We start from the raw sequence: 25821 nt of genomic DNA, 5'->3' as shown, positions 1-25821 counted from the left end.
TTCGCTAAACTTACACATTCTCCTGCAAATCTTTTAAAAGTTTTGTCAGTTTATGTTGAAATATTTCACGATCCTGCTCTGTGAAAGGCTTTGGCCCTTTCCCATAGTGACCTCTTTTTCGTGCTTTAGCCGCAGTGTGGCGGGAATCAAGCATGAAATCAATGTCACGATCGTTAAACTCACGACCACGAAATGATAAAACATAACAACGCTTGCCTAAAGCGAGCGCAGCCAAACCATAATCCTGTGTAATGACCACATCGCAAGGCTTAATATGATTCGCAATATATAGGTCAGCGCTTTGGTCACTACGATCTACCTGAACCGTGCGAACCCCTTCTCCACCTTGAAGCAGATGGTCAAAAGAAGAAACCAGCAGCACAGGAATTTTGAAACGACGAGCCGTTTCCGCAATCTCGGCCTTAACCGGGCAAGCATCGCCATCTACAACAATGTGGCGTACATTCAACTCACTCAATCCCAGACCACCCAGCTTCAGTTATAGTTCGCATGTTGTCATCATGTATAGAGGTTGTTCAAAAAGTCCGCTTTTGATTACGAAGGATGCGCGAGCGGCATCTCAGCATCGAACATGGGATTCAGCCGAAATAAGTGGAGGCTTACGAAGCTTGTTTCCTTCGGAAACAATGTAGTTGCTCACGTAGCTTAATCTACGCTCCGCTACTCCATTTCTATCTTCATCCCATCTTCTTGGTACTGAAAACCGACCTTTTTGAACACGCACGTATAGATTCAAAATGCACAAAATAAACTGCATATTGTTATATACGACCTTAGTTAGGCGAAATCCTTCTGCCGAGTTAAGGTAAATCAAAGGCTAAAATACGGAACAGGTGTTTAAAGTAAATTTCACAACCCGTTCCGTATATTTATACCCTGTTATATCCCGCTTTAATACTGAAATTATGCTTTGTCTCTGAACCACCTTGTAGTGGTGCTCAGAAGAAGGATTACCACACTAATTTGGAGAAATCAGCGAATTGTTTCAGATCACGATCAATTGCCGCAAGGAGTGCCAAACGGTTAGCACGTACAGCTTCATCCTCGGCCATTACCATAACGGAATCAAAGAATACAGTAATTCCCTCTTTCCATGCTGAAGCGATCGCTAGAGCCTCGGCAGCCGAATGTTTGGACAACGCTTGACGATACTCTTCGCTCGTTTTGCTCCAAGCTTCGTGCAATTGGCGCTCCCCTTCTTCTGTAAACAACTCCGAATGCACGGTCGCATTAGAAGCTTTTGCCGCCAGATTGCCCACACGGTTGAATGCTTCAACGGTTGTTTTGAACGCATCTCCAGTTTGAACAGCCGACATCAACGCTTCACCCTTAGGAACTACCGCACTAATATCATCGAAGCCGGAAGAGATCACTGCATCAACCACGTCGTAACGAACTGTCTCGGACAGCAATTTTTTCACACGAAGTCCGAAGAAGTCCTGCAAATCTTTACGTATTTCTTCGTCTGCACGTTTCAACAGATTCATCTGAGCGTGCACTTCAAGTGCAACTCCGAATACGTCTGACAACGTCAATGGAAGCTGATGATCTAGCAAAATCTGCACGATGCCTGCAGCCTGACGGCGAAGCGCATACGGATCTTGAGAACCTGTCGGAATGATGTTGATGGAGAAACAACCTACAATCGTGTCCATTTTGTCCGCAGCACTCACAATCGCACCGATCAGTGAACTTGGGGATTGATCTCCAGCAAAACGTGGCTGATAGTGTTCAAATACGGCTTTAGCCACATCTTCTTTTTCGTTAGCTTTGCGTGCGTAATCCTCACCCATAACCCCTTGCAATTCTGGGAACTCACCAACCATAAGGGTAACAAGATCGAACTTACAGATATCCGCAGCACGGCTAACCGATTCCGCAACAACATTCGACACCTGCAGCTTAGCTGCCAAAGCATCTGCAATTTTGCGAATACGGCGAACTTTATCACCAACAGTACCTAGTTCTTCCTGGAACACGATCGTTTCCAGCTTAGATAGTGCGTCTTTGATCTCTAGCTTTTGATCTTCTTCATAGAAGAATTTTGCATCCGAAAGTCTTGCACGCAATACCTTTTCGTTCCCTTTGGCAATGACCTCAAGTGAATCCGCACCACCATTACGAACCGTAACGAAATACGGCAGCAATTGTCCTTCACTGTCAAGCACAGGGAAATAACGTTGGTGCTCTCTCATGGATGTAATCAGAACATCCTGAGGAATGTTCAAGAATGAAGAGTCGAATGTACCAAACAGCACCGTTGGCGTCTCAACTAAGAACAATACCTCTTCAAGAAGATCTTCTTTGATTCCAATATTCCATTTTTTTTCAGCAGCTAGCGCTTCAATTTGCGATACAATCATCTGTTCACGTTCAGCGATGTCTACAATGACATGCTCAGAACGAAGAGTCTCTACGTAAGAAGAAGCACTGCTGATCACAGTATCTTTGCCCAAGAAGCGATGTCCCCGAGTAACATTACCAGACTTCACGCCAGCTACTTCAATCTCAATGACTTCACTGCCGAACAAAGCAACAATCCAACGGATTGGACGTACAAACTTGAAATCATAGGTTGCCCAGCGCATGAATTTAGGGAACGTCATCGCATGAAGGATAGACAACAGGCCTTCACCAATTACAGAGGAGGTTTCTACCCCTTTGCTGCTCTTGGTTGCATAGATGTACTCCACGCCACTAAGTTCCTTAAACGTGAATTGTTCCGGGTCTACACCCTGGCTACGAGCGAATCCTAAAGCCGCTTTGCTCCAGTTGCCGCTCTCGTCCAATGCAATTTTGCGCGAAGGTCCTTTGACTTCTTCTTCCACGTCCTCTTGCTTCTCTGCGACGCCTTGAATCAATACAGCCAATCTACGTGGTGTTGCATAGGCATTCACTTCACCGTAAGAGATACGAGATGCGTCCAACCATTTCACAACGCGTTCCTGTAACTGCTCGATCGCACCGCGCATGAAACGAGCTGGAACTTCTTCAAGACCAATTTCAAATAATAGATCCTTAGACATGCTCAGCTCCCCCTTTCTTAATCAGCGGGAAGCCAAGCTTCTCACGCTCTTCCATGTATGTGGCAGCCACTTGCCGAGCTAGATTACGAACACGTGTGATGTAACCTGTACGCTCTGTTACGCTGATTGCACCTCGAGCATCCAGCAGATTGAACGTATGTGAACATTTCAGCACATAGTCATATGCGGGGAATACCAAGTTTTGTGCCATTGCTTTATTCGCTTCTTCTTCATGCATGTTGAAAAGCGTAAATAACATTTTCACGTCTGATACTTCAAATGTATATTTAGAATGCTCGAATTCTGGTTGACGGAATACATCGCCATAGCTAATGCCTTCAACCCATTCCAGATCAAACACATTCTCTTTATCTTGAATGTAAGAAGCTAGTCGCTCCATACCATACGTAATCTCAACAGCAACCGGATTCGTCTCGATTCCACCTACTTGTTGGAAATACGTAAATTGGGTGATTTCCATACCATCTAGCCATACTTCCCAACCCAAGCCCGCACATCCAAGAGACGGATTCTCCCAGTTGTCTTCAACAAACCGAATATCGTGTTTGAGCGGATCAATACCTAGACGTTTCAAGCTCTCCAAGTAGATCTCTTGGATATTGTCTGGAGAAGGCTTGATAATGACTTGGAATTGATGATGCTGATACAGCCGGTTTGGGTTCTCACCATAACGTCCATCCGATGGGCGACGGGAAGGCTCAACATAAGCTACTTTCCATGGTTCAGGTCCAAGTGAACGCAAAAAGGTCATTGGGTTCATCGTACCTGCCCCTTTTTCCGTATCATACGGCTGAACAATAATACAATTGTGCCCAGCCCAGAATTGCTGCAGCGTTAGAATCATCTGCTGAAAATTCATAATCATGCTCCTTTTCAATGGTTTGTTGGCAAGCCTAGAACGGTTTAGACAATAAAAAGCCCCCGTCCTACGCCTGTTGTCCAGACGTAGGGACGAGAGCTATTCCCGCGGTTCCACCCTACTTGGCTCAAGGAATACAGGATATCCTGGTAAACCTAAGCCCACTTTTCCGTGTCCATTCATGCTCCCGAGTGCCCTTTCATAGACCAATTCATCCAGGCTTCCACCATCCCCGGCTCGCTCTATTATGATCGTAGAACTAATGCCCTCAATCATAAATTATAGAATTCTGTCTACTACTCTCTCGTTCAATGCATGTCTCCAAAAGAGAAATTATAGTTCATCATATATAAAAATAAGAATGAAGTCAAGTTGTATTTCAGCACTGCTACAAACAACTCAAATCCCGTACTTCTCCATTTGATCGAGAAAGGAACGGGACTTCAAATTTAAGCCTAGTTGGTGATCCATAAACGAGCGCATGATTTTTTTGATCTCAGCTCGAGTACCTTCACTCACCGATATATTACCCAGCCGTTGCAAATCAAGCTGTGCGAACAATCTCAACAATTTCAGTGCTTTAGGACTTACTGACATGGCAGGCGGATCAAAATGCTTACATGCACGGCATAATACGCCCCCAAGTCTAGGGCTCACGAACAATTGCTCATCTGGTCGTTCCTGCCCACAAGAAATACAATCATCCAGTGCAGGCCCGTAACCAGCCGATTGCAAAATTTTCATTTCGTATAAACTAGTCATTACAACTGGATCCTTATCTTCCTTTAATGCTTGGAGACAGGCCTTTAGCTGTTTAAACCAGAAGGTACCTGTCTCCTCATCCTGCAGCACGCGATCAAGCAGCTCACACGCATAGGATGCATATGCCGCTTTGACCAGATCCTCACGCAGCTCATGGTATGACTCAATAATTTCGCCTGCATTCAAGTTTCCCAAGCCCGTGTTACGAAAGTAAACGTACTGACCGAACGTAAACGGCTGCACAAGTGCAGCGTGTCGACTTTTGGGCTTTTTGGCACCACGGACAAGCACACCTACTTTTCCACCGCTTTCGGTGCAAAGCGTAATAATTTTGTTTCCCTCGCCATAGTCCATGCTGCGGATGACAATCCCTTCCACCCTGTATAGCATGCCTCGTCACCTAACCATTCCCGAATCCGCCAATCATTGCTCGGCTTCTTCATCTTCAATCACTTCCCCTGCATGATCCGACTCTTGCTCCAATGAGTTGCATGCTTCCGCATACAGTAAGTAGGATTCTACATCCCCCGTCATCGCAAAAACCTTCCACGAAAAATCTCGCATCGGAATTTCATCCTCTCTTCGGAAATGACGTGTGCATCTAGAAGATAGGATGGAGTCTTGCAAGGTAAACTATGCGTTGCAATTACTGGATACAGCTCGGAGGATTATTCACGACCGAAACCAAGGTCACGTAGTACACGATCCTGATTTCTCCAGTCCTTTTTCACCTTTACCCACAGATCCATAAAGATCTTGGAGCCTAACAGGTTCTGAATGTCCTGCCTAGCACGTTTACCGACTTCTTTGAGCAAGGCACCTTGCTTGCCGATAATAATCCCTTTTTGCGAATCACGCTCTACAAAAATAACTGCCGAAATGTAGACAACGCCATTATCCTGCACCTTCATATCTTCAATCGTTACTGCAATGGAGTGCGGTACTTCTTCACGAGTCATTTGCAGAATTTTCTCCCGAATCAGCTCAGCGCAAACGAATTGCTCCGGGTGATCTGTCACCTGATCCTCAGGGTAGTATTGCGGGCCCTCTGGCAGGTATCTGCTGATCTGCTCCAGCAATGTATTCACATTACTACCAAGCTTAGCGGATACAGGAACAATCTCTGCAAAATCGTGAAGTTTACGATATTCCTCAATCAAAGGAAGTAACGCTTCAGGTTCAACTTTATCAATCTTGTTCATTACCAAGATGATTGGAGTGCGTACATTTTTTAGCTGTTCTGCAATGTAACGATCCCCTCCACCCATACCTTCAGAAGCATCAATCAGGAATAGCGCAGCTTCAACCTCGTGAAGTGTGTTCAGTGCAGTTTGATTCATGTAGTCACCCAACTTGGATTGACGCTTATGGATACCAGGTGTGTCTAGAAAGACGATCTGTTGCTGTTCAGAAGTGTATACACCATGAATTTTATTACGTGTCGTTTGCGGCTTGTCCGACATAATGGCAATCTTCTGACCAATAACTTGATTCATTAACGTCGATTTCCCGACATTGGGACGTCCAACGATGGCTACAAAACCGGATTTAAATGCTTGTTTTTTCATATGTTCCTCCTCAGGCGCCTAGGCCTGGAATGTAATGGTTTATTTTTGGGACGAATTCAGATCGGATGGGCCAAAAGCATATGGAATCAATTCGGCAACCGTAGTCTCACGCAGGTCACCTTTCATGTTTCCTAGAATAACCTTCATATCTGGTTCGCATAATTCAAACATCACTTGACGACATACTCCGCATGGAGCAATCGGATCATCCGTGTCACCTACAATAGCAATGGCTTTGAAGCTTCGCGGCTGCTGCCCACCAGCAATCGCACTAAACAAAGCGGTCCGTTCAGCACAATTACCAGGCGTGTACGCTGCATTTTCAATATTACATCCATGGTGCACATTACCTTCTTGATCAAGCAATGCCGCGCCTACACCAAAATGCGAATAAGGAATGTACGCTTTGGTACGCGCCTTAATCGCTTCTTGCATCAGCAGTCCGTTATCCATACTAAATTCTCTCCCTTAGGTCATATAAAGCTGCGCTCTATAAATTAAATTCAACTACATCAAAAAAATTAATACAACCCTAACCAGCTCAGTACTGGCTTGAGGAATACAACACATCCAATGATGACAGCGAATACCGCAGCCAGAAGTACTGCTCCAGCCGCGGTGTCTTTTGCCGCTTTGGCAAGCGGGTGAATATGCGGATGTGCGAGATCAACCGCAGCTTCCACAGCAGTGTTCATTAATTCGGTCACCAGTACCAAAAAAATAGCTGTCAAAACAAACATCCAATCTGTTCTGGAAATCCCGAAAAAAAATCCGGCTACACACATGATGAGGGCTACTCCTGTATGGACTCTTACATTCCTCTGAGTTCGGAAGCCGTATGCGATTCCTTCCGCTGCATTGCGGAACACCAGACCCCAGGAGCGCCGCTTCATTATCGTGTCAACCCGGCCTGAGCCAATACTGCTTCCTGCTTACCCATCATCTCAGCCTCACTGGCCTCATCCTGATGGTCATAACCGAGCAGGTGTAAAAATCCATGAACAAATAGAAACCCTAATTCGCGTTCAAAGGAATGTCCGTACTCCTCACTTTGCAGAATCGTACGAGGAACGGAGATGATAATGTCGCCCAGCACATCTGGCATTTCTTCCATTTCCTCATCTTCGTCCAACTCATAAATGATATCCAGTTCTTCATCCACCGTCTCATTCATGGCAAATGATAATACATCGGTTGGACGGTCGATACCACGATAATCGCGGTTCAACTCATGGATCTGCTCATCATCTACAAACGTTAGAGCTACTTCTCCTTCAGCAACACCTTCGGCTTCCCCTGCAAGGTTGAGCAGCTGCTCCAACATTGCGATCATAGGCTCTGTAATTTCTTTATCCTGTTGTTCATTATTCCATGCCAGGTTAAGACTCATTCTTTCATAACTCCTGTCTACTGATTATTAGAGGTTTTATCAATTAACCTGCTTCGGGTGAAGTAGGTTTCGGTTTCTTCATTTCCTCTGGATATTCGATCCGGGAGTGGAAAATGCCCATTACCGTTTCTTTCAGAGTTTTGGCAACAATATCAAGTTCCCGCATCGTTAGATCACAATCATTAAACTGATGGTCGTCCAATCTACCTTTGATAATCTTCTCAATCATGGACTCCACTTGCTCTACCGTCGGTTTACGCAGCGAACGAACAGCCGCTTCCACACTATCTGCTATACCCACAATGGCAGACTCTTTGGATTGAGCTTTCGGCCCTGGATAACGGAAATCCTCTTCCGTAAAATCAGGTTCGATCCCCGCTTCTTCAGCCTGTCTTAATGCCTTATGGTAGAAGAAGTGAAGGAATGTTGTCCCATGATGCTGTTCCGCTATATCGCGAATCGGTCTTGGCAGCTTGTAATCCTTCTGCATTTCCACTCCATCTCTAGCATGAGCAACGATGATCGACTTACTCAGCTTTGGATCGATGGAATCATGGGGATTTTCCATATTATTTTGGTTTTCGATAAAATAAATAGGTCGCTTCGTCTTTCCGATATCATGATAATACGATCCAACGCGGCAGAGTAGCCCATTAGCTCCAATAGCTTCGGCCGCAGCCTCTGACAGGTTGCCCACCATGACGCTATGATGATACGTACCAGGCGTTTCGGTCAACAGCTTACGTAATAACGGATGGTTTGGATTGGATAACTCTACAAGTTTGAGAGCAGACAAGATGCCAAACGATGTTTCAAAGAATGGCATAAGCCCAATGACAAGTATAGCGGTTAACACACCACCAGCAAAGGCGAAACCTATACCATACAATGTCGTTGTACGGTTCCAGTCACCTGTATCGATTAAAGCGAGTGTGAAGACAGCAATGGAGCCAAAGAGACATACCATAATGGCACCCTTTAAGATCGTTGAGCGCTGACTAGCCTTATGGGTTGCAAAAATAGCAACAAAGGAAACCAATACAGCGAAGAAACCAAATTCGAAGTCAAAAATCTGACCCTGATGCGTATTAAGAATGATACTTGAGAGCATGCCAATGATTATGGAACATACAAAAGCAAGTGAAGTATCCAGCAGCAAAGCAATCAGCATCGCTCCTACAGCAACTGGTGCAAGGAATCCTACATACGACTGTTCGTTTGTCTGGATGAATGCGGTCACATGCATAACTACAATCGTAATGATGAATATAAGGACAAGCATTAGCAGCTGTGCGTTGTTGTATTTAAAATGTGTGCCGCTACATTGCTGAATATACATGAGAATCGCCGCAGACAACAGACAGGACAGCATGAGCAATCCAACTTGCGGCCAATAATTCACTTCATTTTTCAACAAATCATTCTCATCCAGCAGTGCATACATCTCTGGGGTAATTATTTCCCCCTTGGCAACTAGGGTGTCTCCTTGCTTGATAAACACGGTTTGCGTGTTCTCACGAGCCTGTACCTTCGCCTCTTTTGTCCCCTCTTCATCGTAGAAACGATTTGATGTCAGAACAAGTCGTCCCAGCTCCTGCACAACCTCACGCTGTGTACGTTTGCTAAGCGAGCTTACACTAACCATCTCGGCGACTTTGGCACGAGCCGTTGTTGCATCACTGATCTGATCCGTCATCAGTCTAGAGACAATGTCCCTCGCAACAGGTTTCATCTCCTGAATATCATCTGAAGTGAGACGAGATATTTTGATATATGTCTCTTCCGGGATTCGGTAGCTTTGCTCCTGTACTACATTTCTGATTTCTTCCAGTAACGTTTCGGAGTATGTACCTGATTTCCGGTTGTTGTTGATAAAATTGGACACAAAATCCTTCTGTCGCTGCGGAATTTCTTCCCGGTAAATGTCAATCTTATCTTGACTTGATATCTGATCATCCTGATTCAATCGGTCAATACGATCAAGTAATGTCGTCATCAGATTCTCATTGCGCATCTGCACAATTTGATAAATAGGCTGCACACGTTCGGCGGCTTCTTCTTGCGCTTTTAGCGTAGCTTTATTGTTTGGAATCTGCATAGGTGCAGCAATATCCACTTCACTGCGTGTCCCTTCCTGAATATCATATCGCTCAGGAAGCAGCTTGGGAGCTAGACTTACGAAGAAGAGAATCACCAGAAACAAAAACAGAAGATAGCGTGCCCACACGCTATACTTCCATCCTGTAGCTCTATTCTGAAAAGATTTGCCTTTTGACAGTTCCTTAGAGGTCACCTTAGACAATCCCTTTCTATTCTTGATTTTCTGCGGCGTGGTTGTATGCAACGATAATTTTCTGAACGAGAGAGTGTCTTACAACATCTTGCTCTGCAAAGAACACAAATCCGATTTCTTCCACTTCATTCAGTATCGTTTTGGCTTCCACTAATCCAGACTTCTTGCCGCGGGGTAAATCAATTTGTGTAACATCGCCGGTAATGACCATTTTGGAACCAAAACCAAGACGGGTCAAAAACATTTTCATTTGTTCAGGCGTTGTGTTCTGGGCTTCATCCAAAATAATGAATGAATCATCCAGCGTACGTCCACGCATGTATGCCAAAGGTGCAATTTCTATCAGCCCTCGCTCTAGCGCTTTTGCCGTCTGCTCTTGTCCCATCACATCATATAATGCATCGTACAGTGGACGTAAGTAAGGATCTACCTTCTCTTGCAAATCGCCCGGGAGGAAGCCTAGGCTTTCACCAGCCTCAACCGCAGGTCTTGTAAGTACAATCCGCTTTACACTACCTTCCTTGAGTGCTGCCACGGCGAGCACAACCGCGAGATAGGTTTTTCCTGTACCTGCAGGACCAATACCGAATACAACGTCCCGTTTCTTAATCGTAGTTACATAGTGCTTCTGTCCAATCGTTTTTACCCGGATCGGCTTGCCTCGATAGGTCGTTGTAATCTCACCCTTGAACAGGTCAAGAAGCTGGTCTGCACGCAGTTCCTTCGCTAGCTCAATCGCGTATTTAACATCCCTCTCCGTTAACACATATCCGTTACGAACCAATTGCAATAATACATCAAATAACTGTTCTAGCGATTCTACGTTCTGTGCATTCCCGAAGATCACGATCTCCGCTTCACGGGATGAGATCTGAGCAGGGATTTCAGCTTCAATTAATTTCAGAAAAATATCTTGGGGTCCAAACAGAGATTGACCCTCTCCCGCGCTTTGGAGGGAGATTCGTATGCTGCGTGTTTGTTCTGACAAATAGCCTCATTCTCCTTGACTATGGACTAGCGGAAGTTCCTCCGCAATACTTTCTTCTACTTCAAATAATACTTTCATATAAACTTTACCATTCTCTTTCTTCTCATGCAAAATTTTTTCACTTATAATTTTAGTTTCTTTCCCATTTTTAGCGATAATATCGTTTCTAGCCCCTTCCAACCCTTTGCTTCTAGCCCATTCTACACTCTGCTGAACTTCATGTGCACGGGTTTCTCTATCTGTCTCTGTTAACCACCCCATAGGAAGAGTAAAGGATCTCCATGTGAGTGGATCATGGTTGCTGGATGTTTCATACGAGTTGAAAGGAATCTTACCATATCCCCATAGCTGTACCGCCCATTTCCCCAGCACAATATAAAATCGCTCTTTGCTCTCACCAGTCATCGTATTGAGCTTTTGGGTAAGCGGCACTTCAACTTGATATTCACGCCACACCAAGCCACGAATATCACCTTTGGCCACCACTGTTTCTGTATTTTCTTCATCCCCTAAGATGCCTGAGATCAACACTTGTCCCTTTTTTACACGCATGTTTTCCTGCACAACCGGCCGCCCCTGCTCCGCGTAAATCTGAGTAACTACTGCGTCGGATTTACTTACTAGATGTCTAGGGTTCATTAAAGGCTCTCGCTTCGGTTGTGCCGACTCTACAACCTGAATGGTGACGTTGGTACCTTCTTTGGTTACACCAACCCATGTTACATCCGGCAACGTCAATGCGAGCTGTTTGGAGAGCTTGTCCTGGCTAGGAAGACGAAATGACCATTGAAAAGGATATAACCCCTCTTTTTTGGCAGCTGTAAGAATTTCATCTGTTGGAATCTTCACATTGCCCTTCACTTCCACATTCCAGACCATAGACGTTAACGCAAATAATGCTGCCACAAAAAATAACATTCCACCAAGGAAAAATTTTCTTTTCCATAGTCGGGCAACAAAAAACGGGAATCCTCTGCGATGAGTCACCTTCACTTTGCAGCCTGTCCGTTTCAGTAACGGACGCAACTTGAAGAAATGCGGCAGCAAAATATTCATATCTGCCCGGCGCCCATCTCTGGCACGCAGGTTCCAAACTTCCAGTCCCTGCACTGCCAGCAAGTTAATTAACCCTTCAATGTCTCCCCCAGTAACCGTGATTCGGACCGCTCCACGCAGTTTGTACAGACTGGGCTGCTTCATTCGTTTCCCTCCGCTCCATTCATATGAATATCTAAAATCTTGCCCTCCACAGCTACCTCATCCGGTAAAATATTTCGGATCATCAGTTCGGCTCCTTTAATCTCCAGTTCGCCTTGGGATAGAGCAAGCACGATGCGGTCAGGTGTAAAATGGATGACACCTCGATGATTCTCTATATACAATTGCTTATTGCCAATCAGGGTTAACCGTGGCATATCGTAAAGCACATCCTGCGGCAGATCCAGTACCTCACTAGTCCATCTGCGCAGCTTGCGGCTAATTCGAGTCATTCGAAGGTCTTCCCCCTTCCTCTACAATTCAACTTATGCGGTTAAGCCTGAATATATGAGAACTATGGTAAAGGATGAGTTCGAAACAGATAAAAGTATTATAAAAACAAAAAAAGAGCCGTCATCTGGCTCTAACACTCACCAGAGACGACCCTTTCCTCATTCATTTTTAAGATTATTACAGTTTACCCCGAGTCCCAAATGGTTGTTTGGAACGTGGGGAACCCAACACTTCAGCCCATAAAACACCCGTACGAATATCTTCTCTGCGAAGCAGAGACTGCCCAGATTCACCTGTGGTTTCATCCCAACTGGAATCAGAGACAACTGGAGTATTGGCTGATGAAATACGATTCAAACGCTCTTGTATTTCACGTTGTTGCTGTTCCATCTGCTTCATCTGCTCTTCAAGAGAACTGCTCATCGCACTTACCGTGCTCTGGCCGCTGTATTCATCGGATTGTCTAGAACTTGACGCAGGCTCAGAATACATGGGTTCATAACGATCATCATACGTTTCCTCGTCATACCTTCTATCATCATAACGATCATCGTATTGCTCATCATAACGAGTATCTCCCTGATTAGAGGGTCCTGTGGATTGCGTTCTCGTGTCTTCAGAAGAACGTCCATTTCGATCAGAGTCACCACTTCCACCAAAGGTAGGCATCCCGTTGCTCGGTCGCTTTTTGTTCGGATCAGCGGACTTGGCGGCTTTTCCCAGGAATGAAAACAGCATAAATCCAACAACCGCTACAATGTAAAGATTGTCAAATACCCAATCTAATAGGCTCATGTGTATTCACCGCCTATCTTCCGTTTTTGGAATCACCCTGATCATTGGAATTGGAGCCTTCACCAGGTTTTCCTAATGTGTTACGCATTTGAGTATCTGCTTCAATATTTTTCAGGTTCATGTAGTCCATAACACCGATTTTACCACTACGAAGTGCTTCAGACATTGCCAAAGGTACTTGGGACTCAGATTCAACTACACGTGCTCTCATCTCTACAACGCGTGCTTTCATCTCTTGCTCTTGGGCTACGGCCATTGCACGACGCTCTTCGGCTTTTGCTTGGGCAATACGCTTATCCGCCTCTGCTTGTTCCGTTTGCAAGAATGCACCAATGTTTTTACCTACATCTACGTCTGCGATATCAATGGACAGGATTTCAAAAGCCGTACCTGCATCCAAACCTTTAGACAACACCGTACGAGAGATCAAATCTGGATTTTCCAATACGTCTTTGTGGGAATTGGAAGAACCGTTCGTACTTACGATACCTTCGCCGACACGGGCAATGATTGTCTCTTCACCAGCACCACCGACGAGGCGATCAATGTTTGCACGTACCGTAACACGCGCTCTAACTTTAACTTCGATACCATCTTTCGCTACAGCGGATACAATTGGTGTCTCGATTACACGAGGGTTAACGCTCATTTGCACGGCTTGCAATACGTCACGACCCGCAAGATCGATTGCAGCAGCACGTTCAAACTCCAATGGAATGTTTGCACGTTGTGCAGCAATCAAGGCATTAACAACGCGGTCTACGTTACCACCAGCAAGGAAGTGACTTTCCAATTGGTTGATATTCAATCCTAGTCCCGCCTTTGTTGCTTTGATCAACGGGTTTACGATCCGACTAGGTGTTACACGTCTCAATCTCATAGCTACCAGTGTAATAATTCCGACACGCACACCGGATGCAATGGCTGAGATCCAGAGCATAACCGGGAAAAAGCTGAAGAATACGCTAAGCACGATAATCGCAACTACCGCAATTAGCAAAACCGTAATCAAGGTTGGTTCCATAGTCAAAATTCCTCCATTTGCATTTTAAATTTTGTACCAATATACAGCATAACAAACCTGAGTTAAATCTGCTGTTTATTTTGATCCCCCACTCTGGCAACAGCCTCACAGAATGGATATGTACGTTGCCGAAGACCTCATCGGCTCCGGCAATGAAGAAGGTTACACAGGTAGAGCTTGTTGCACTACAATACGAGTACCTTCTGCCTTAATGACGATAATCGGTGTATCAATAGGAATAAAATCACCATCTGATACAACATCGACCCGCTCCCCATTCAACATGGCGGTTCCAGACGGACGAAGCGGAGTAAGGCTGATTCCTTGCATTCCAATCAGTTCCTTGCGTTCTGTCGCTGAGGAGAACCCACGATCAGCAGACAGCTTCTCACTCAATATGAATCGATTCCAGATGCCCTTATCCTTAAACAGAATGACAACGATCGCGATAACTACGAGCGCAGCTCCAAAGGCAATACCGAGTGATACAAACGCATCGCTTGTGTCGTACGCTGCTCGCACAACACCAGCAACGAGTGCGATAGATCCGAGAATACCCAGTATTCCGAAGCTCGGTATAAACATCTCAAGAATCATCATGATGAGGCCAACAGTGAATAATACCCATGTCTCTGCTCCGGCAAAACCAGCAATATAGTTTCCGGAGAAATAAAGTACAAAACATACAATACCAACAATACCAGGTACTCCGAAGCCAGGAACGATCAACTCAATGATCACCCCTGCAATACCGAGGAATAAGAGCACAGTCATAACCACAGGGTTCGTAAGGAATGTAGAGATGTTCTCAGCTGTGGTTCTTTCCACTTTGAACACATCATCCTGACTGTATCCTAACCAGGCAGCCGCCTCTTCTGGAGTGTTACTAATATGGTCTGCGTATCCAACTTTTAAAGCTTCTTCTGCCGAGAGTGCAATAATTTCACCTTTTTGCTTGGTTTTATTAATCTCTGGCATTTCTACGACCATATTAACGTCCGTCATTCCAGCGGCAATTTTGCCATCGCGACCACTTTTTTCAGCCGCTCCTTGCATTTTACTTTTCCAAAAGGCAACGAGTTTTGGATCATCTACATGTTTACCCGTACTGTCCACCATCGCTGCCGCACCAATCATGCTTCCTGGCGACATTACGATCTTATCCGCATTCAAGGCCAAAAAACTACCTGCAGAAGCAGCGTCACCGCGCACAAAAGCTAAGGTTTCAATCGGGCTATCTTTGATCAAGATTCCCAGTGCTTCCGCAGTATCAACACGTCCTCCCGGCGTATTAATATCCAGAACAATCAGGCCAGCGTTCATGCTCTCAGCTTCTTTGAAGCCGCGCTCCATAAATTTGCCAAGCCCCTGCTCGATTGGTTTGTCAACCGGAATAATGTATACGGCGCCGCTCTTCTCAGCCGCATGTGCTGAAGGCGATCCAATCCAAACAGGAAGCAACAGCGTCAGCAGCATCAAGAGCATGAATGGCCCCGTAAGCATCTTCCGGTGCTTTCCCTTCACCAATAATCCCCCCTTTTCCTTAATTGTTATACTGTCCAGCTTATGGTTGTTATTACGTACCAATCAGCATTTCGTTTCAAAATCTTAAAATTATATTTGAATCTTGCGACAATTGCAACATTTATAATCCAATATCATGTTCAATATCCAATTTAAAGAAAAAAGTAACGCATTTATTCACCATTTGTCCAACGCTGTAAAACATAAATTTATTCCTGCTTCAAAAAGCCAACATGCTCGCTTATAGTGTTTCACTAAGAGTGCTTCACTAAGAGTCTTTCACTAAAGAGGTATTAACAAAGGAAAAAACACTCCCTGACAAGTCAGGAAGTGTTTATTGATTGCTTTATTGCAGAAATTGTTGAACTGCTTGGTTAACCAGCTTGCCGTCCGCTTTGCCTTTGACTTTCGGCATAAGGGCCGCCATAACTTTCCCCATCTCGGCTTTCGAAGAAGCACCGGTTTCCTGGATGGTCTGCTGTACAATAACTTTAATTTCTTCTTCGGTAAGCTGTTCGGGAAGGTATTGACCGATTATATCAATTTCCGCTTTTGCATTTGCCGCGAGGTCTTCACGGCCCAATTTTTCAAATTCTTGGAGGGCATCTTTGCGCTGTTTGATTTCACGACTTAGGATATCAAGCACTTCGTTGTCATCCAAATCTCTTTTCAAATCTATTTCAAGATTCTTGATCGTCGAACGAATCAACCGAATGGTGGAGAGCTTGAACTTGTCCTTGCTCCTCATCGCTTGCTTCATATCTTCGTTCAATCGTTCGCTAAGATTCATGTAGTTAAAATCCTCCTAAAACTTTCTCTTACGAGCAGCCTCGGACTTTTTCTTGCGCTTCACGCTTGGCTTCTCATAATGCTTACGTTTCTTCACCTCAGCCAAGACGCCATCTTTAGCGATGGAACGTTTAAAGCGACGAAGTGCAGCATCAATAGTCTCGTTTTTGCGAACTTTAGTTTCAGACACCAGTTTTCCCTCCCTCCGACCAGACCGTCCAAGAGCAATAACACGGTTCATCACCTTTCATTATAGGCGAAAGGTAATAAACGTGTCAACCTCAACGTAAAATAGTCGTTTAATTCAAACAACATCGATGCTTTCCATCGTTAGATAGTGCAAACAATAAAAGTTGATTTTAAGCATTTCAACTGTTTATTTGTGCGAATCAGATAGGCTAGTCAAAGCTCCGAGTCTTGTGCCTCCAAGCAGGTGATAATGCAAATGATGCACCGTTTGCTCGCCATCCTTACCACAGTTATTGATCAGTCGGTAACCAGACTCGTCAATGCCTAAGCGTTTTGCAGCTTCCTGTGCAGCCAAATGCACTTGTCCAATTAAGGGCAGATCCTCTGCCGTTACTTCATTCATGGAAGCAATATGTTTCTTAGGAATCACTAACACATGTGTTGGCGCAGCGGGCTGTATGTCATGGAAGACGACAACATGGTCATTCTCCAGCACCTTGTTGGAGGGAATGCTGCCCTCTACAATTTTGCAAAACAAGCAATCCATTGTTCATACCCTCCTTTAAACAGCAATTATGTATACCTTTCCTATCATACCGGATGTGCCGAGCAACGTCCAATTTCATGAAATGATCACTCAAGTACAGAGATACAGGATTACTGTTTTAAAGCCATAAAATTCCATATTTTTCTTTTAATTTACACATTTATAGTATATAATCCCCATTGATATAGTTGCTTTTATTTCGAGCGTTACCAAGGAGGATATTTAGGTAATGGGCAGAGAGTTTGTTCCTTTATTTGACCAATGGTCTAATAACTATGATCTAACCGTAACAGGACACAACGGGCAGTATCAGGAAGTGTTCGAAGATTATGAGAAAATTCTGCATTCTGTAGTCTCCGAGGTACATGGTACGATTTTGGAATTTGGCGTAGGGACGGGAAATCTCACCGAAAAACTAGTGGCAGCAGGTCATAAGGTATATGGAGTAGAGCCTTCACAAGGTATGATTCAACAGGTTCAACGACGAAAAATAAATTTTCAATTGTTTGAAGGTGACTTTCTGGACTTCCCTCCGTTGACTGAACCCATTGATGCCATCGTGAGCACGTATGCCTTTCATCATCTAACAGATGCAGAGAAGGAACAAGCGATTTCAATATACGCCAAGCTGCTGCAGCCTCATGGGAAAATCGTATTTGCGGACACGATCTTTCAAAATCAGGACAGTCGGCGCCAGATTGAAGAAGAAGTGGCATCTCAGGGCTATTCGGGACTGCTCACCGATCTACGGACGGAGTATTATACAACGATTGAGGTACTACACCCCATATTATCGAAGCATGGTTTTAGAACAAACTTCTCCCGCTTGAATAAATATGTATGGTTAATGAGTGCACAAAAGGAGATTGGTTAATGTGACTGTTTATCAACATGTACAAGAACTTATAGGCAATACGCCTTTGCTTGAATTATCTCGTTATCCCTTACCTCAGGGAGTGCGTTTGTATGCCAAGTTGGAATTCATGAATCCTGGAGGTAGTGTAAAAGACCGGATCGGCAAGTTTTTGTTGGAGCAAGCCTTGGCACGGGGAGATGTTAAGTCAGGGGGGACGATCATAGAAGCTACCGCAGGTAATACCGGCATTGGTCTTGCGATGGCCGCGGTAGGCCTGAACTTAAACGTTATTTTCACAGTTCCTGAGAAGTTCAGTGTGGAGAAGCAGCAATTGATGCGTGCACTGGGTGCTACGGTCATCAATACACCGACATCAGAGGGAATGATGGGTGCAATCCGCAGAGCAGAAACACTAGCAACCGAGATACCGGGTTCCTACATTCCAGCACAGTTCTCTAATGAGGATAATCCCAAAGCTCATTATGAACACTTGGGTCCTGAGATTTGGCGTGATCTGAATGGAAAAGTAGATATATATGTCGCTGGAGCCGGGTCTGGCGGAACTTTTATGGGCGGATCACGCTTCTTGAAGGAACAGAATCCTTCCATTAAGACCTGCATTGTAGAGCCCGAAGGCTCAATCCTTGCTGGTGGTTCACCGGGATCACATCGCACAGAAGGTATCGGGGTCGAAGCATTATCTTCATTTATGGATGTAAGTTACTTTGATGCTATTCATACCATTTCAGATGAGGACGCCTTTGATCGGGTTAAGGATCTGGCAATCTTGGAAGGTTTGCTGGTAGGAAGTTCTTCCGGAGCAGCTATGCAGGCTGCATTAAATGAAGCGCATCACGCCCTGCCCGGAAGTAACATCGTCGTTATTTTCCCGGATAGCAGTGAGCGTTATTTAAGCCAAAACATCTATAATGGAGGACAATAAAATGAGACAAAAAACAAAGTTAATTCATGCTGGAATTGTTGGTGATCCTCATACGGGAGCCGTGAGTGTGCCGATCTATCAAGTAAGCACGTATGAACAAGAAGCCGTTGGTGTGCACAAAGGCTATGAGTATTCACGCACGGGCAATCCGACTCGTCATGCCTTGGAAGAAGTGATTAAAGAGCTGGAAGACGGCGTTCGGGGCTTCGCGTTCAGTTCAGGAATGGCTGCCATTCATGCCGTAATGTCTCTGTTGAAAAGTGGTGATCACGTTATTCTAACAGATGATGTGTACGGTGGGACTTATCGCATTTTCACCAAAGTGCTCCACCGCCTAGGAATCGAATCCACCTTCGTGGACACAACCTCGCTGCAAGCACTGGAACAAGCTCTTCAACCGAATACGAAGGCTATTTATGTTGAGACACCAACAAACCCCCTACTTAAAGTGACTGATATTGCTACTGTATCGAAATGGTCTAAAGCTAACGAACTGTTATTCATCGTGGATAACACCTTTAGTACACCGTATTGGCAAACCCCTCTCGCTCTCGGTGCGGATATTGTGTTACATTCAGCCACGAAGTATATTGGTGGTCATAGTGATGTTGTTGCAGGACTTGCCGTCGTGAACAGTGAACAGCTTGGTGAAGATCTACATTTCTTGCAAAACGCAATTGGCGCAGTCTTAGGACCGATGGATTCGTGGTTATTGATGCGTGGACTCAAAACATTAGGATTGCGTATGGAAGCGCAGGAACGCAACGCCGAGCAAATTGTTGACTTTCTGAACCAACATCCTGCCGTGAGCAAGGTCTATTACCCAGGATTGTCCGATCATCCTCAGCACACTCTCGCTTCTACCCAGGCAAGAGGGTTTGGCGGGATGGTGTCTTTTGACGTAGGCAGTGCCGCAAAAGTCGATGAAGTATTGAGTAAAGTCCGTTATTTCACCTTGGCTGAGAGCCTGGGTGCGGTAGAAAGTTTAATTTCTGTACCTGCGCGGATGACACATGCTTCCATTCCATATGAACGTCGTCAAGAATTGGGGATTACGGACGGGTTGATACGCATCTCGATTGGCATTGAGGATGTCCAAGATTTAATCGAGGATCTGAGTTCTGCCTTAAAATGAATCCAATTTATATTGTAAAATAAAGAAATCATGCCGCTTCAGAAGAGAACTTCTGTGAGGCATGATTTTTTGAAGTTTTTCTATTCTGTAGCATCGGGGTTCCCCAACTGCCCAAAATAACCCTCGTGTTAAGTTAAGGACATAAGTACTGATCACTTCGAGTTATGTCAGCGCAATGCAAACACTACATCTATGTGCTCAATCAGAGCTCACACATCAGATATGAAAAGAAACTTTATGACAGATCTATGCTAACTTCTCGGCTTAGTAGTACGGTAACAAGGTCAATGCAGTAAGGGCAAACAGCGGGAGTACGAGCCGATTAAAACGTCTGCGCCCGTATCCATAATAAGGATATGGTGTATGATAACCGTAGCCTGGGTAAAATCCACGCGCATGTGCTATTGGATAGTTCGCTCCAGGCATTGCATTCGGTGCCCAGTTCGCTTGATTCATCGCTGCTTCCGGTCCAACGGGAACAGCCAGATAGATCATGTCATCATCCACATTTTCCATAATCCCGTCATAGTGACTACCATCCTGCATCTGCACACATACATACCGATGCATGTGCTCTTTACAGATCTTCTTCGCTTCTACCTTCTCCACTTCTTAACGCCTCCCTGATCATTGCTCATCATCACCCTTTCATCGTATTCAGCTCTGGGCGAATTGACACTGCAAGAACAGGTAAAAAAAAGAAGCACCCCGTGTGAGCTTCCTAGCGGAAGTCACTGCTTGCGGACGTCTATTCAGGATCATTCCTGATCAAACGTCCGCCGGGGTACTTACATCAAGTTTGTCGGCTTAACTGTAGTATAACAATGCGATGAACCTGTATCTGTGATGTAACTCACTCTGTAGTCAAAATGAATTAAGCATGGGTGCAGGAGGATCGAAAATGTAGCATAGCGATGTGGAAATTTCTCCAGCCGGGTACACCACCACTACAATGTTTCCAGCATAACTCTGGAGCCGCCACCAGCCTCACTTGCCGGAATGACAACCAACTTACGTGCTAGACGAGCCCGCAGTTCAGGCACGTGGCTAATCACACCAACGGCCAGGCGGTCGTCATGTAATTTTTCCAGCGAGGTTATCACCGTGTCTAACAGTTCAGGATCAAGTGTGCCGAACCCTTCATCCAGGAAAAAGAACTGCAGTGGGTACTGCCCACGAAGCTGAATCTGTGCGGACAACGCCAATGCTAGCGACAGCGAGGTTAAGAAGGTCTCGCCACCCGACAAGGTGGACACCGGGCGTTTCACCCCACCGTTTGCATCGTCACAGATGACAAATCCACCACCAGAATCGACTTCAAGCGAATATCGCTGTTTGGTCAAGAAGCGTAATCGCTGGGATGCTGCCTGGCTAACCTGCATCAGTTGCTCTTCAGCAATATATTCTACGAATGCGTTCCCGCGGAAAGCCGATTGCAATTTACTTAGCAGCTCGCCTTCTCGGCTAACGTCCACTCGCTTGTTCTCCAGTTCAGTCCAGCGTACGTGACGTTGCTGAACATCTTCCAAATCCCGCTCAGTCCGAGCTTTGGCGCTAAGTGCCGCTTCATCCTCAGTCCTTCTCTGCCGTAACTGTTCCGTGCATGCCATCCACTGCTCTTCAGACACCTCAGCTCCCGCAAGTTTCTGCTCCAGTTCTCGTAATTGGGACGCCAGCTCACGTTCCTGTTCGCGGTGTTGCTGGATGGCCGCAGCTAGTCGTTCTGCCTCCTCGGAAGCGATGGCTGCCTGCATTACAGCCTCCTCCGAAGTGAATGGCGATTGCTCCAGCAGTTGCTTCCAGCGCCCTTGCGCCTGCTGCAGATGCTCGCCAGCAGAGGCAGCTGCCTGATGAGCAATAACGTCTTTCTTCGCTGACTCTTGTTTCAGAATATCTGCTTCCTTGTAACGCTGTGCTGCTTCTGTTGCAGAAGTTCTTAATCGATTCAGCTGAGCCTGCGCAGCAGCAATCAGGTCTTCTACTCGTTGTTCACCAACCCATTGCCGTAACCGTTCTTCCTTCTCGGCAAGTTGTTTACTGTTGCCCTGCCACTCCGTCTGCCACTGGATTAATTGTTTATCCAATTCAACCAGCTTACGCTGAAGTGTTTGAACGATCTCTTGCTTCTCCTCAAGGAACGTCACGCTTTTGTTCAGACGTTCCTTGATGTCCTCGGCGCGTGCATCGCGCTCCTGCATCGCCTGAACTAAGGCCTTGGCCTGCTCCGGGGCGATGTCAGGCAGTTCCGCGACCCAGCGATCGCGCAGCGCTGTCGCTGTCGCCTCGCTCTCGGCCAGCTTGCGCTCCGCCTGGGCGAGCCCGGCACGGCCGGCTTCCTGCGCAGCAGCCGCCTCCATGCGGCGCTGCTGTGCGCCTGAGGCCGCCTGCTGCAACGCAGCGGCCTCCGCTTGCAGCGGCGCTGCGGCGTCAGCCAGCGTCCGCGCGGCTTCGCGCAGCGCGGCGGCACGCGCTGCCCAGTCCGCCGGGGAGCGCCCGTGAACGGGCGACTCGGCGGGCTCGGGCTCCGCTGCCGCAGGCGCGGCCTCGGCTGCGGACGGAGCTTCGCCGGCCGCTGCGCCAAGCTGCGTCAGCAGGCTGCGACGTTCGTGCAGCTGCTGGCGCAGCCCGAAGCGCAGCTCCTGCAGCTCCGCGTGCAGGCTGCGCAGCAGTTCCAGGTCCGCATCGTCTGCGTGCGGACCTTCTCCCGCCGGCGCAGCCGGGAGCTGGTGGTGTGCGGAGCCGCACACCGGGCAAGGCTCGCCATCGCGCAGCTCGGCGCGCAAGGCGGAGGAGAGCCGGTGCAGCTCCTGCTCACGCATCGCACCCCGAAGCTGTTCCTCCGCCCCAGCCAGCATGCGCTGCTCGCGTCCGATGTCCTGCTCGCATGCAAGCAAGGCTTCAAAACCTGCAGCCGCCTGCCCAATCAATTGCTCACGCTTTATGCTCAGGCGACTCTCCTCTTCCGTGATCGCCTCCAGCTTATTGGCTCCCTGTGTAGCTGATTGCTGGCTCGCCTCCAGCTCCACCTTGTTCTGACGTAACTGCTCTGCAGCTGTATCCATCCGGTGCTGGAGCTCCAATGCAAACTGTAGCTGTCTCCGCTCATCAGCTTTGACTTCGTTCGGTTTCAAGCTCTCCTGTAATTCTTCCCGCCGTTTACGTCCACGCTGTTGCAGCTCTTGCTCTTTCTCCAATTGTTGACCTACAACCGTCTGCTCTGCTTGACCTTGCTCAAGTAATTGCTTCAGACGTGAAGCATCCTCCCTAAGCCCGTCACGTTCCTTTTGCAATTCTTTTGCCTGTTCCAATTGCTCCAGGCGCAGCATCAATTTGGGCTCTTCCTCAGACAATTGCAATCGGGTAGCCTCTGCCTTTTCCGCTTCGAGAACAGACAGTTTCTCATGTTCTATCGCTTGCTGATGAGCAGTCTCAGCTAGCTGCTGGCGCAAGTGGTGCTCTGCCATAGCTTCACGCATCGTTTGTAGTGCAGGCAGAATCACATCAGCTGCACTAGCTTGCTTCAAACGTTCTTCGCCTTCAACAATGCGTGCATCTTGTGCGTTCAACTTCCGCTGTTCCTCTAAGCGAGACTGACGCTCCTGACTCCATTCACGAATTTTGCCCAGCTGTTCGGCTTCCTTCGTGGCCTCTTCTAACGCTTTACGGGACGAGGCCGCCGCACGGACCGCCTCTTGAAGAAGCCGAGCCGTCTCCTCAAGCGTCTCTTTACTTGCATTGCCTAATCCTTGCTGCTCCGCAACAAGGGATTGATGAACCATGTCATTGTTCTTCACTCGTCTGCTCAACTTGATAGCTAGCTGATCTCCGTATTTCTCCAGATGAAAAAGCCGCTGCAGCATCTGACGTCGCTCGCTGCCCTTCAAGGACAGAAATTCAGCAAACTTTCCTTGTGGAAGGACAACCGCACGTGTAAAATCATCCATTTTGAGCCCGATCACATCCTCGACAGAGCGGTTAACCTCGGCTAATTTATCCGCGAGTACATGATCTTCCCCGTCAATGGTCTCAATAAATTTACTAACGGTATTGCTTACAGATACTTCATTATTGCGTTTGAACCGCCGCTCCACACGGAATCTACGCGTGCCTTCCGCAGATGATAATTCAAACGTAAATGCAACCGATAATGCGTCCTCAGCATGATTCATAATGCCCTGCGTACCATTCACCGCACGTTCTACTTTTCCGTACATCGCTAAGGTAATGGCATCAAGCAACGAGGATTTCCCACTTCCTGTAGGCCCAAAAATACCGAATAACCCTGTCTCTGTCAGCACGGTAAAATCAATTTCCTGCGTGTCACGATAACTCTGTAGACCAGCCACTTTTAATGAAATAGGCTTCATTTCGCCTCAGCCTCCTCACGAACACCTGGCTCATCCTCATCGACAAGCTCCAGGAATAGCTGTACAAGCTTCTCTTCAGGCTCTGCACCACCGGTCTGCCGCTGGTAGAATTTCCGGAACAATTCATGCACAGGCAGCTCTGAGCGTTGCTCTAACAGACCCGCGGCAGCCATCTCGGGATACACCGGACGGATATGAATGATACCGTCATGGGATCTTCGAAGCTGCTGAATTTCTTTTAACGACATCGCATCCTCTAGCCATACTTCCATATCGACAAAGGCCTGGGCATCTCGTCCTTCCTCTAACCAACGATGTACCTCTGCAAGACCTCCTCGTGCCTTCCAGCGAACAAGGGGACGACCACAGGTTAAAAGCACTTCTTCCACATGTGGAACACCACCGGGTGCTAGATCTACCATCGTCACTGATTTACTCTGTCCGGCTTCCGAGAAGCTGTAGGCTAATGGCGAACCGCTATAACGAATAATTCCGTCTCCCTTTACCGCCTGAGCACGATGTAGATGTCCGAGTGCTGTATATTGTGCCCCTATAGACAGAGCTGAAGGATCCACCGTGTAGGCACCACCAACCTGAATGGGACGTTCGGAATCACTTTCTACGCCGCCAAGCACATAGATATGACTCATGGCTAGATTCACTGTATCTGGTCGGAATGATGCCGCCAAATGCTGCATCAGCATCCCTACACGCCGGCTGTAAGCTTGACGAAGTACATTCTCATCCCCATCCGTTGTCAGCAGTTCGTTTAATCTAGCTTCAGACGGATAAGGTAATGCAGCAATGTTAGCCGTTTCACCTGTACGCTTTGCATGAATGGTCACTGCTTCCGAAGTAGGCATTCCTACAAGCGTGATCCCCTGTCTATTTACAAGTGGCGTAACCGATGCAACCCGTTCAGGCTGATCATGGTTTCCCGCGATGACCACAAGCGGTCTGCCCCGCTCGGTAAGCCTTGCAGCTGCCTCATAGAATAACTGCTCTGCAGAAGCTGGAGGGTTCACTGAATCATACACATCACCAGCCATTAAAATAGCATCAGCCTGCTGATCGTCTGCCAGTTTAACAAGCTCATCAATAAAGTCTTCCTGTTCCCGCAGACGGCTCCGACCTTCGAGTGTTTTCCCCAAATGCCAGTCTCCTGTATGCAAAATACGCATTGTCCGCTCATCCCCTCTCCCAAGAACATTTCAAAAATACTGCCCTACTATC

At 46.7% G+C, this 25821-nt stretch carries 25 protein-coding genes; 3 read left to right on the top strand and 22 right to left on the bottom strand.

Annotation, left to right across the window (positions count from 1 at the left end):
• Positions 1 to 10 precede the first annotated feature (10 nt).
• The 19 genes from M3636_RS02530 to M3636_RS02440 form a co-directional block, all read right to left on the bottom strand.
• Positions 11 to 478 carry a YaiI/YqxD family protein gene (locus M3636_RS02530; RefSeq protein ID WP_397349601.1) on the bottom strand — a complete coding sequence of 156 codons (468 nt, stop codon included), beginning with the start codon at positions 476 to 478 and terminating at the stop codon, positions 11 to 13.
• Between the two features lie 493 nt (positions 479 to 971).
• Complete coding sequence (gene glyS / locus M3636_RS02525) at positions 972 to 3047, bottom strand: glycine--tRNA ligase subunit beta (RefSeq protein ID WP_128102891.1); 2076 nt, start codon at positions 3045 to 3047, stop codon at positions 972 to 974.
• Positions 3040 to 3927, bottom strand: a complete 888-nt coding sequence (glyQ, locus tag M3636_RS02520; RefSeq protein ID WP_128102892.1) for a glycine--tRNA ligase subunit alpha — start codon at positions 3925 to 3927, stop codon at positions 3040 to 3042. The genes glyS and glyQ overlap by 8 nt, the downstream gene beginning before the upstream one ends.
• 399 nt (positions 3928 to 4326) lie before the next feature.
• Complete coding sequence (gene recO / locus M3636_RS02515) at positions 4327 to 5079, bottom strand: DNA repair protein RecO (protein WP_128102893.1); 753 nt, start codon at positions 5077 to 5079, stop codon at positions 4327 to 4329.
• A gap of 33 nt (positions 5080 to 5112) precedes the next feature.
• Positions 5113 to 5253 (bottom strand): YqzL family protein, encoded by a 141-nt coding sequence (locus M3636_RS02510; RefSeq protein WP_251381207.1) that lies wholly within the window; start codon positions 5251 to 5253, stop codon positions 5113 to 5115.
• 104 nt (positions 5254 to 5357) lie between these two features.
• The gene (gene era / locus M3636_RS02505; protein ID WP_128102895.1) at positions 5358 to 6257 is read right to left on the bottom strand and encodes a GTPase Era; all 900 of its coding nucleotides are present in this window, start codon (positions 6255 to 6257) and stop codon (positions 5358 to 5360) included.
• Between the two features lie 39 nt (positions 6258 to 6296).
• The gene (locus tag M3636_RS02500; RefSeq protein WP_128102896.1) at positions 6297 to 6710 is read right to left on the bottom strand and encodes a cytidine deaminase; all 414 of its coding nucleotides are present in this window, start codon (positions 6708 to 6710) and stop codon (positions 6297 to 6299) included.
• 68 nt (positions 6711 to 6778) lie between these two features.
• Positions 6779 to 7150 carry a diacylglycerol kinase family protein gene (locus M3636_RS02495; protein WP_128102897.1) on the bottom strand — a complete coding sequence of 124 codons (372 nt, stop codon included), beginning with the start codon at positions 7148 to 7150 and terminating at the stop codon, positions 6779 to 6781.
• Positions 7150 to 7647, bottom strand: coding sequence for an rRNA maturation RNase YbeY (gene ybeY, locus M3636_RS02490; protein WP_128102898.1), 498 nt, complete (start codon positions 7645 to 7647; stop codon positions 7150 to 7152). The genes M3636_RS02495 and ybeY overlap by 1 nt, the downstream gene beginning before the upstream one ends.
• A 43-nt stretch (positions 7648 to 7690) precedes the next feature.
• The gene (locus M3636_RS02485) at positions 7691 to 9940 is read right to left on the bottom strand and encodes an HD family phosphohydrolase (RefSeq protein WP_128102899.1); all 2250 of its coding nucleotides are present in this window, start codon (positions 9938 to 9940) and stop codon (positions 7691 to 7693) included.
• Between the two features lie 16 nt (positions 9941 to 9956).
• A complete protein-coding gene (locus M3636_RS02480; RefSeq protein WP_128102900.1) occupies positions 9957 to 10928 on the bottom strand; it encodes a PhoH family protein in 972 nt (323 codons plus the stop codon).
• A gap of 6 nt (positions 10929 to 10934) precedes the next feature.
• Entirely contained in the window at positions 10935 to 12128 is a 1194-nt protein-coding gene (yqfD, locus tag M3636_RS02475; protein WP_128102901.1) for a sporulation protein YqfD, read from the bottom strand.
• Positions 12125 to 12418 carry a sporulation protein YqfC gene (yqfC, locus tag M3636_RS02470; RefSeq protein WP_128102902.1) on the bottom strand — a complete coding sequence of 98 codons (294 nt, stop codon included), beginning with the start codon at positions 12416 to 12418 and terminating at the stop codon, positions 12125 to 12127. Before yqfC ends, yqfD begins: the two co-directional genes overlap by 4 nt.
• Positions 12419 to 12596: 178 nt before the next feature.
• Positions 12597 to 13214 carry a hypothetical protein gene (locus M3636_RS02465; RefSeq protein WP_128102903.1) on the bottom strand — a complete coding sequence of 206 codons (618 nt, stop codon included), beginning with the start codon at positions 13212 to 13214 and terminating at the stop codon, positions 12597 to 12599.
• A gap of 13 nt (positions 13215 to 13227) precedes the next feature.
• Positions 13228 to 14238 carry a flotillin-like protein FloA gene (gene floA / locus M3636_RS02460; protein WP_164848750.1) on the bottom strand — a complete coding sequence of 337 codons (1011 nt, stop codon included), beginning with the start codon at positions 14236 to 14238 and terminating at the stop codon, positions 13228 to 13230.
• A gap of 162 nt (positions 14239 to 14400) precedes the next feature.
• On the bottom strand, positions 14401 to 15741 hold the full coding sequence (locus M3636_RS02455) for an NfeD family protein (protein WP_128104537.1): 1341 nt from the start codon (positions 15739 to 15741) through the stop codon (positions 14401 to 14403).
• A 367-nt stretch (positions 15742 to 16108) separates the two neighbouring features.
• Positions 16109 to 16552: a GatB/YqeY domain-containing protein gene (locus tag M3636_RS02450; protein ID WP_128102905.1), complete on the bottom strand. Its 444-nt coding sequence runs from the start codon at positions 16550 to 16552 to the stop codon at positions 16109 to 16111.
• 15 nt (positions 16553 to 16567) lie between these two features.
• Positions 16568 to 16741, bottom strand: coding sequence for a 30S ribosomal protein S21 (rpsU, locus tag M3636_RS02445; RefSeq protein ID WP_005547957.1), 174 nt, complete (start codon positions 16739 to 16741; stop codon positions 16568 to 16570).
• 186 nt (positions 16742 to 16927) lie between these two features.
• On the bottom strand, positions 16928 to 17287 hold the full coding sequence (locus M3636_RS02440; RefSeq protein ID WP_128102906.1) for a histidine triad nucleotide-binding protein: 360 nt from the start codon (positions 17285 to 17287) through the stop codon (positions 16928 to 16930).
• A 229-nt stretch (positions 17288 to 17516) separates the two neighbouring features.
• Between M3636_RS02440 and M3636_RS02435 the strand changes: the two genes are divergently transcribed.
• The 3 genes from M3636_RS02435 to M3636_RS02425 are packed head-to-tail and all read left to right on the top strand — an operon-like array spanning position 17517 to position 20221.
• Complete coding sequence (locus tag M3636_RS02435) at positions 17517 to 18161, top strand: class I SAM-dependent DNA methyltransferase (protein ID WP_251381206.1); 645 nt, start codon at positions 17517 to 17519, stop codon at positions 18159 to 18161.
• Position 18162: 1 nt separating this feature from the next.
• On the top strand, positions 18163 to 19086 hold the full coding sequence (locus M3636_RS02430) for a PLP-dependent cysteine synthase family protein (protein WP_251381204.1): 924 nt from the start codon (positions 18163 to 18165) through the stop codon (positions 19084 to 19086).
• A gap of 1 nt (position 19087) precedes the next feature.
• Positions 19088 to 20221: a bifunctional cystathionine gamma-lyase/homocysteine desulfhydrase gene (locus M3636_RS02425; RefSeq protein WP_251381202.1), complete on the top strand. Its 1134-nt coding sequence runs from the start codon at positions 19088 to 19090 to the stop codon at positions 20219 to 20221.
• A gap of 264 nt (positions 20222 to 20485) precedes the next feature.
• On the opposite strand, the gene M3636_RS02420 is transcribed toward M3636_RS02425, so the two are convergent.
• The 3 genes from M3636_RS02420 to M3636_RS02410 form a co-directional block, all read right to left on the bottom strand.
• A complete protein-coding gene (locus M3636_RS02420) occupies positions 20486 to 20830 on the bottom strand; it encodes a hypothetical protein (protein WP_251381200.1) in 345 nt (114 codons plus the stop codon).
• 338 nt (positions 20831 to 21168) lie between these two features.
• Positions 21169 to 24588 carry an SbcC/MukB-like Walker B domain-containing protein gene (locus M3636_RS02415; protein WP_251381198.1) on the bottom strand — a complete coding sequence of 1140 codons (3420 nt, stop codon included), beginning with the start codon at positions 24586 to 24588 and terminating at the stop codon, positions 21169 to 21171.
• Positions 24585 to 25769, bottom strand: a complete 1185-nt coding sequence (locus M3636_RS02410; RefSeq protein WP_251381197.1) for an exonuclease SbcCD subunit D — start codon at positions 25767 to 25769, stop codon at positions 24585 to 24587. Before M3636_RS02410 ends, M3636_RS02415 begins: the two co-directional genes overlap by 4 nt.
• Between the last annotated feature and the right edge of the window lie 52 nt (positions 25770 to 25821).

This window comes from Paenibacillus sp. MER 99-2 (assembly GCF_023714095.1).
In the GTDB taxonomy this organism is placed as follows: Bacteria; Bacillota; Bacilli; order Paenibacillales; family Paenibacillaceae; genus Paenibacillus.
This window is presented reverse-complemented; position numbering and strand designations above follow the sequence as displayed.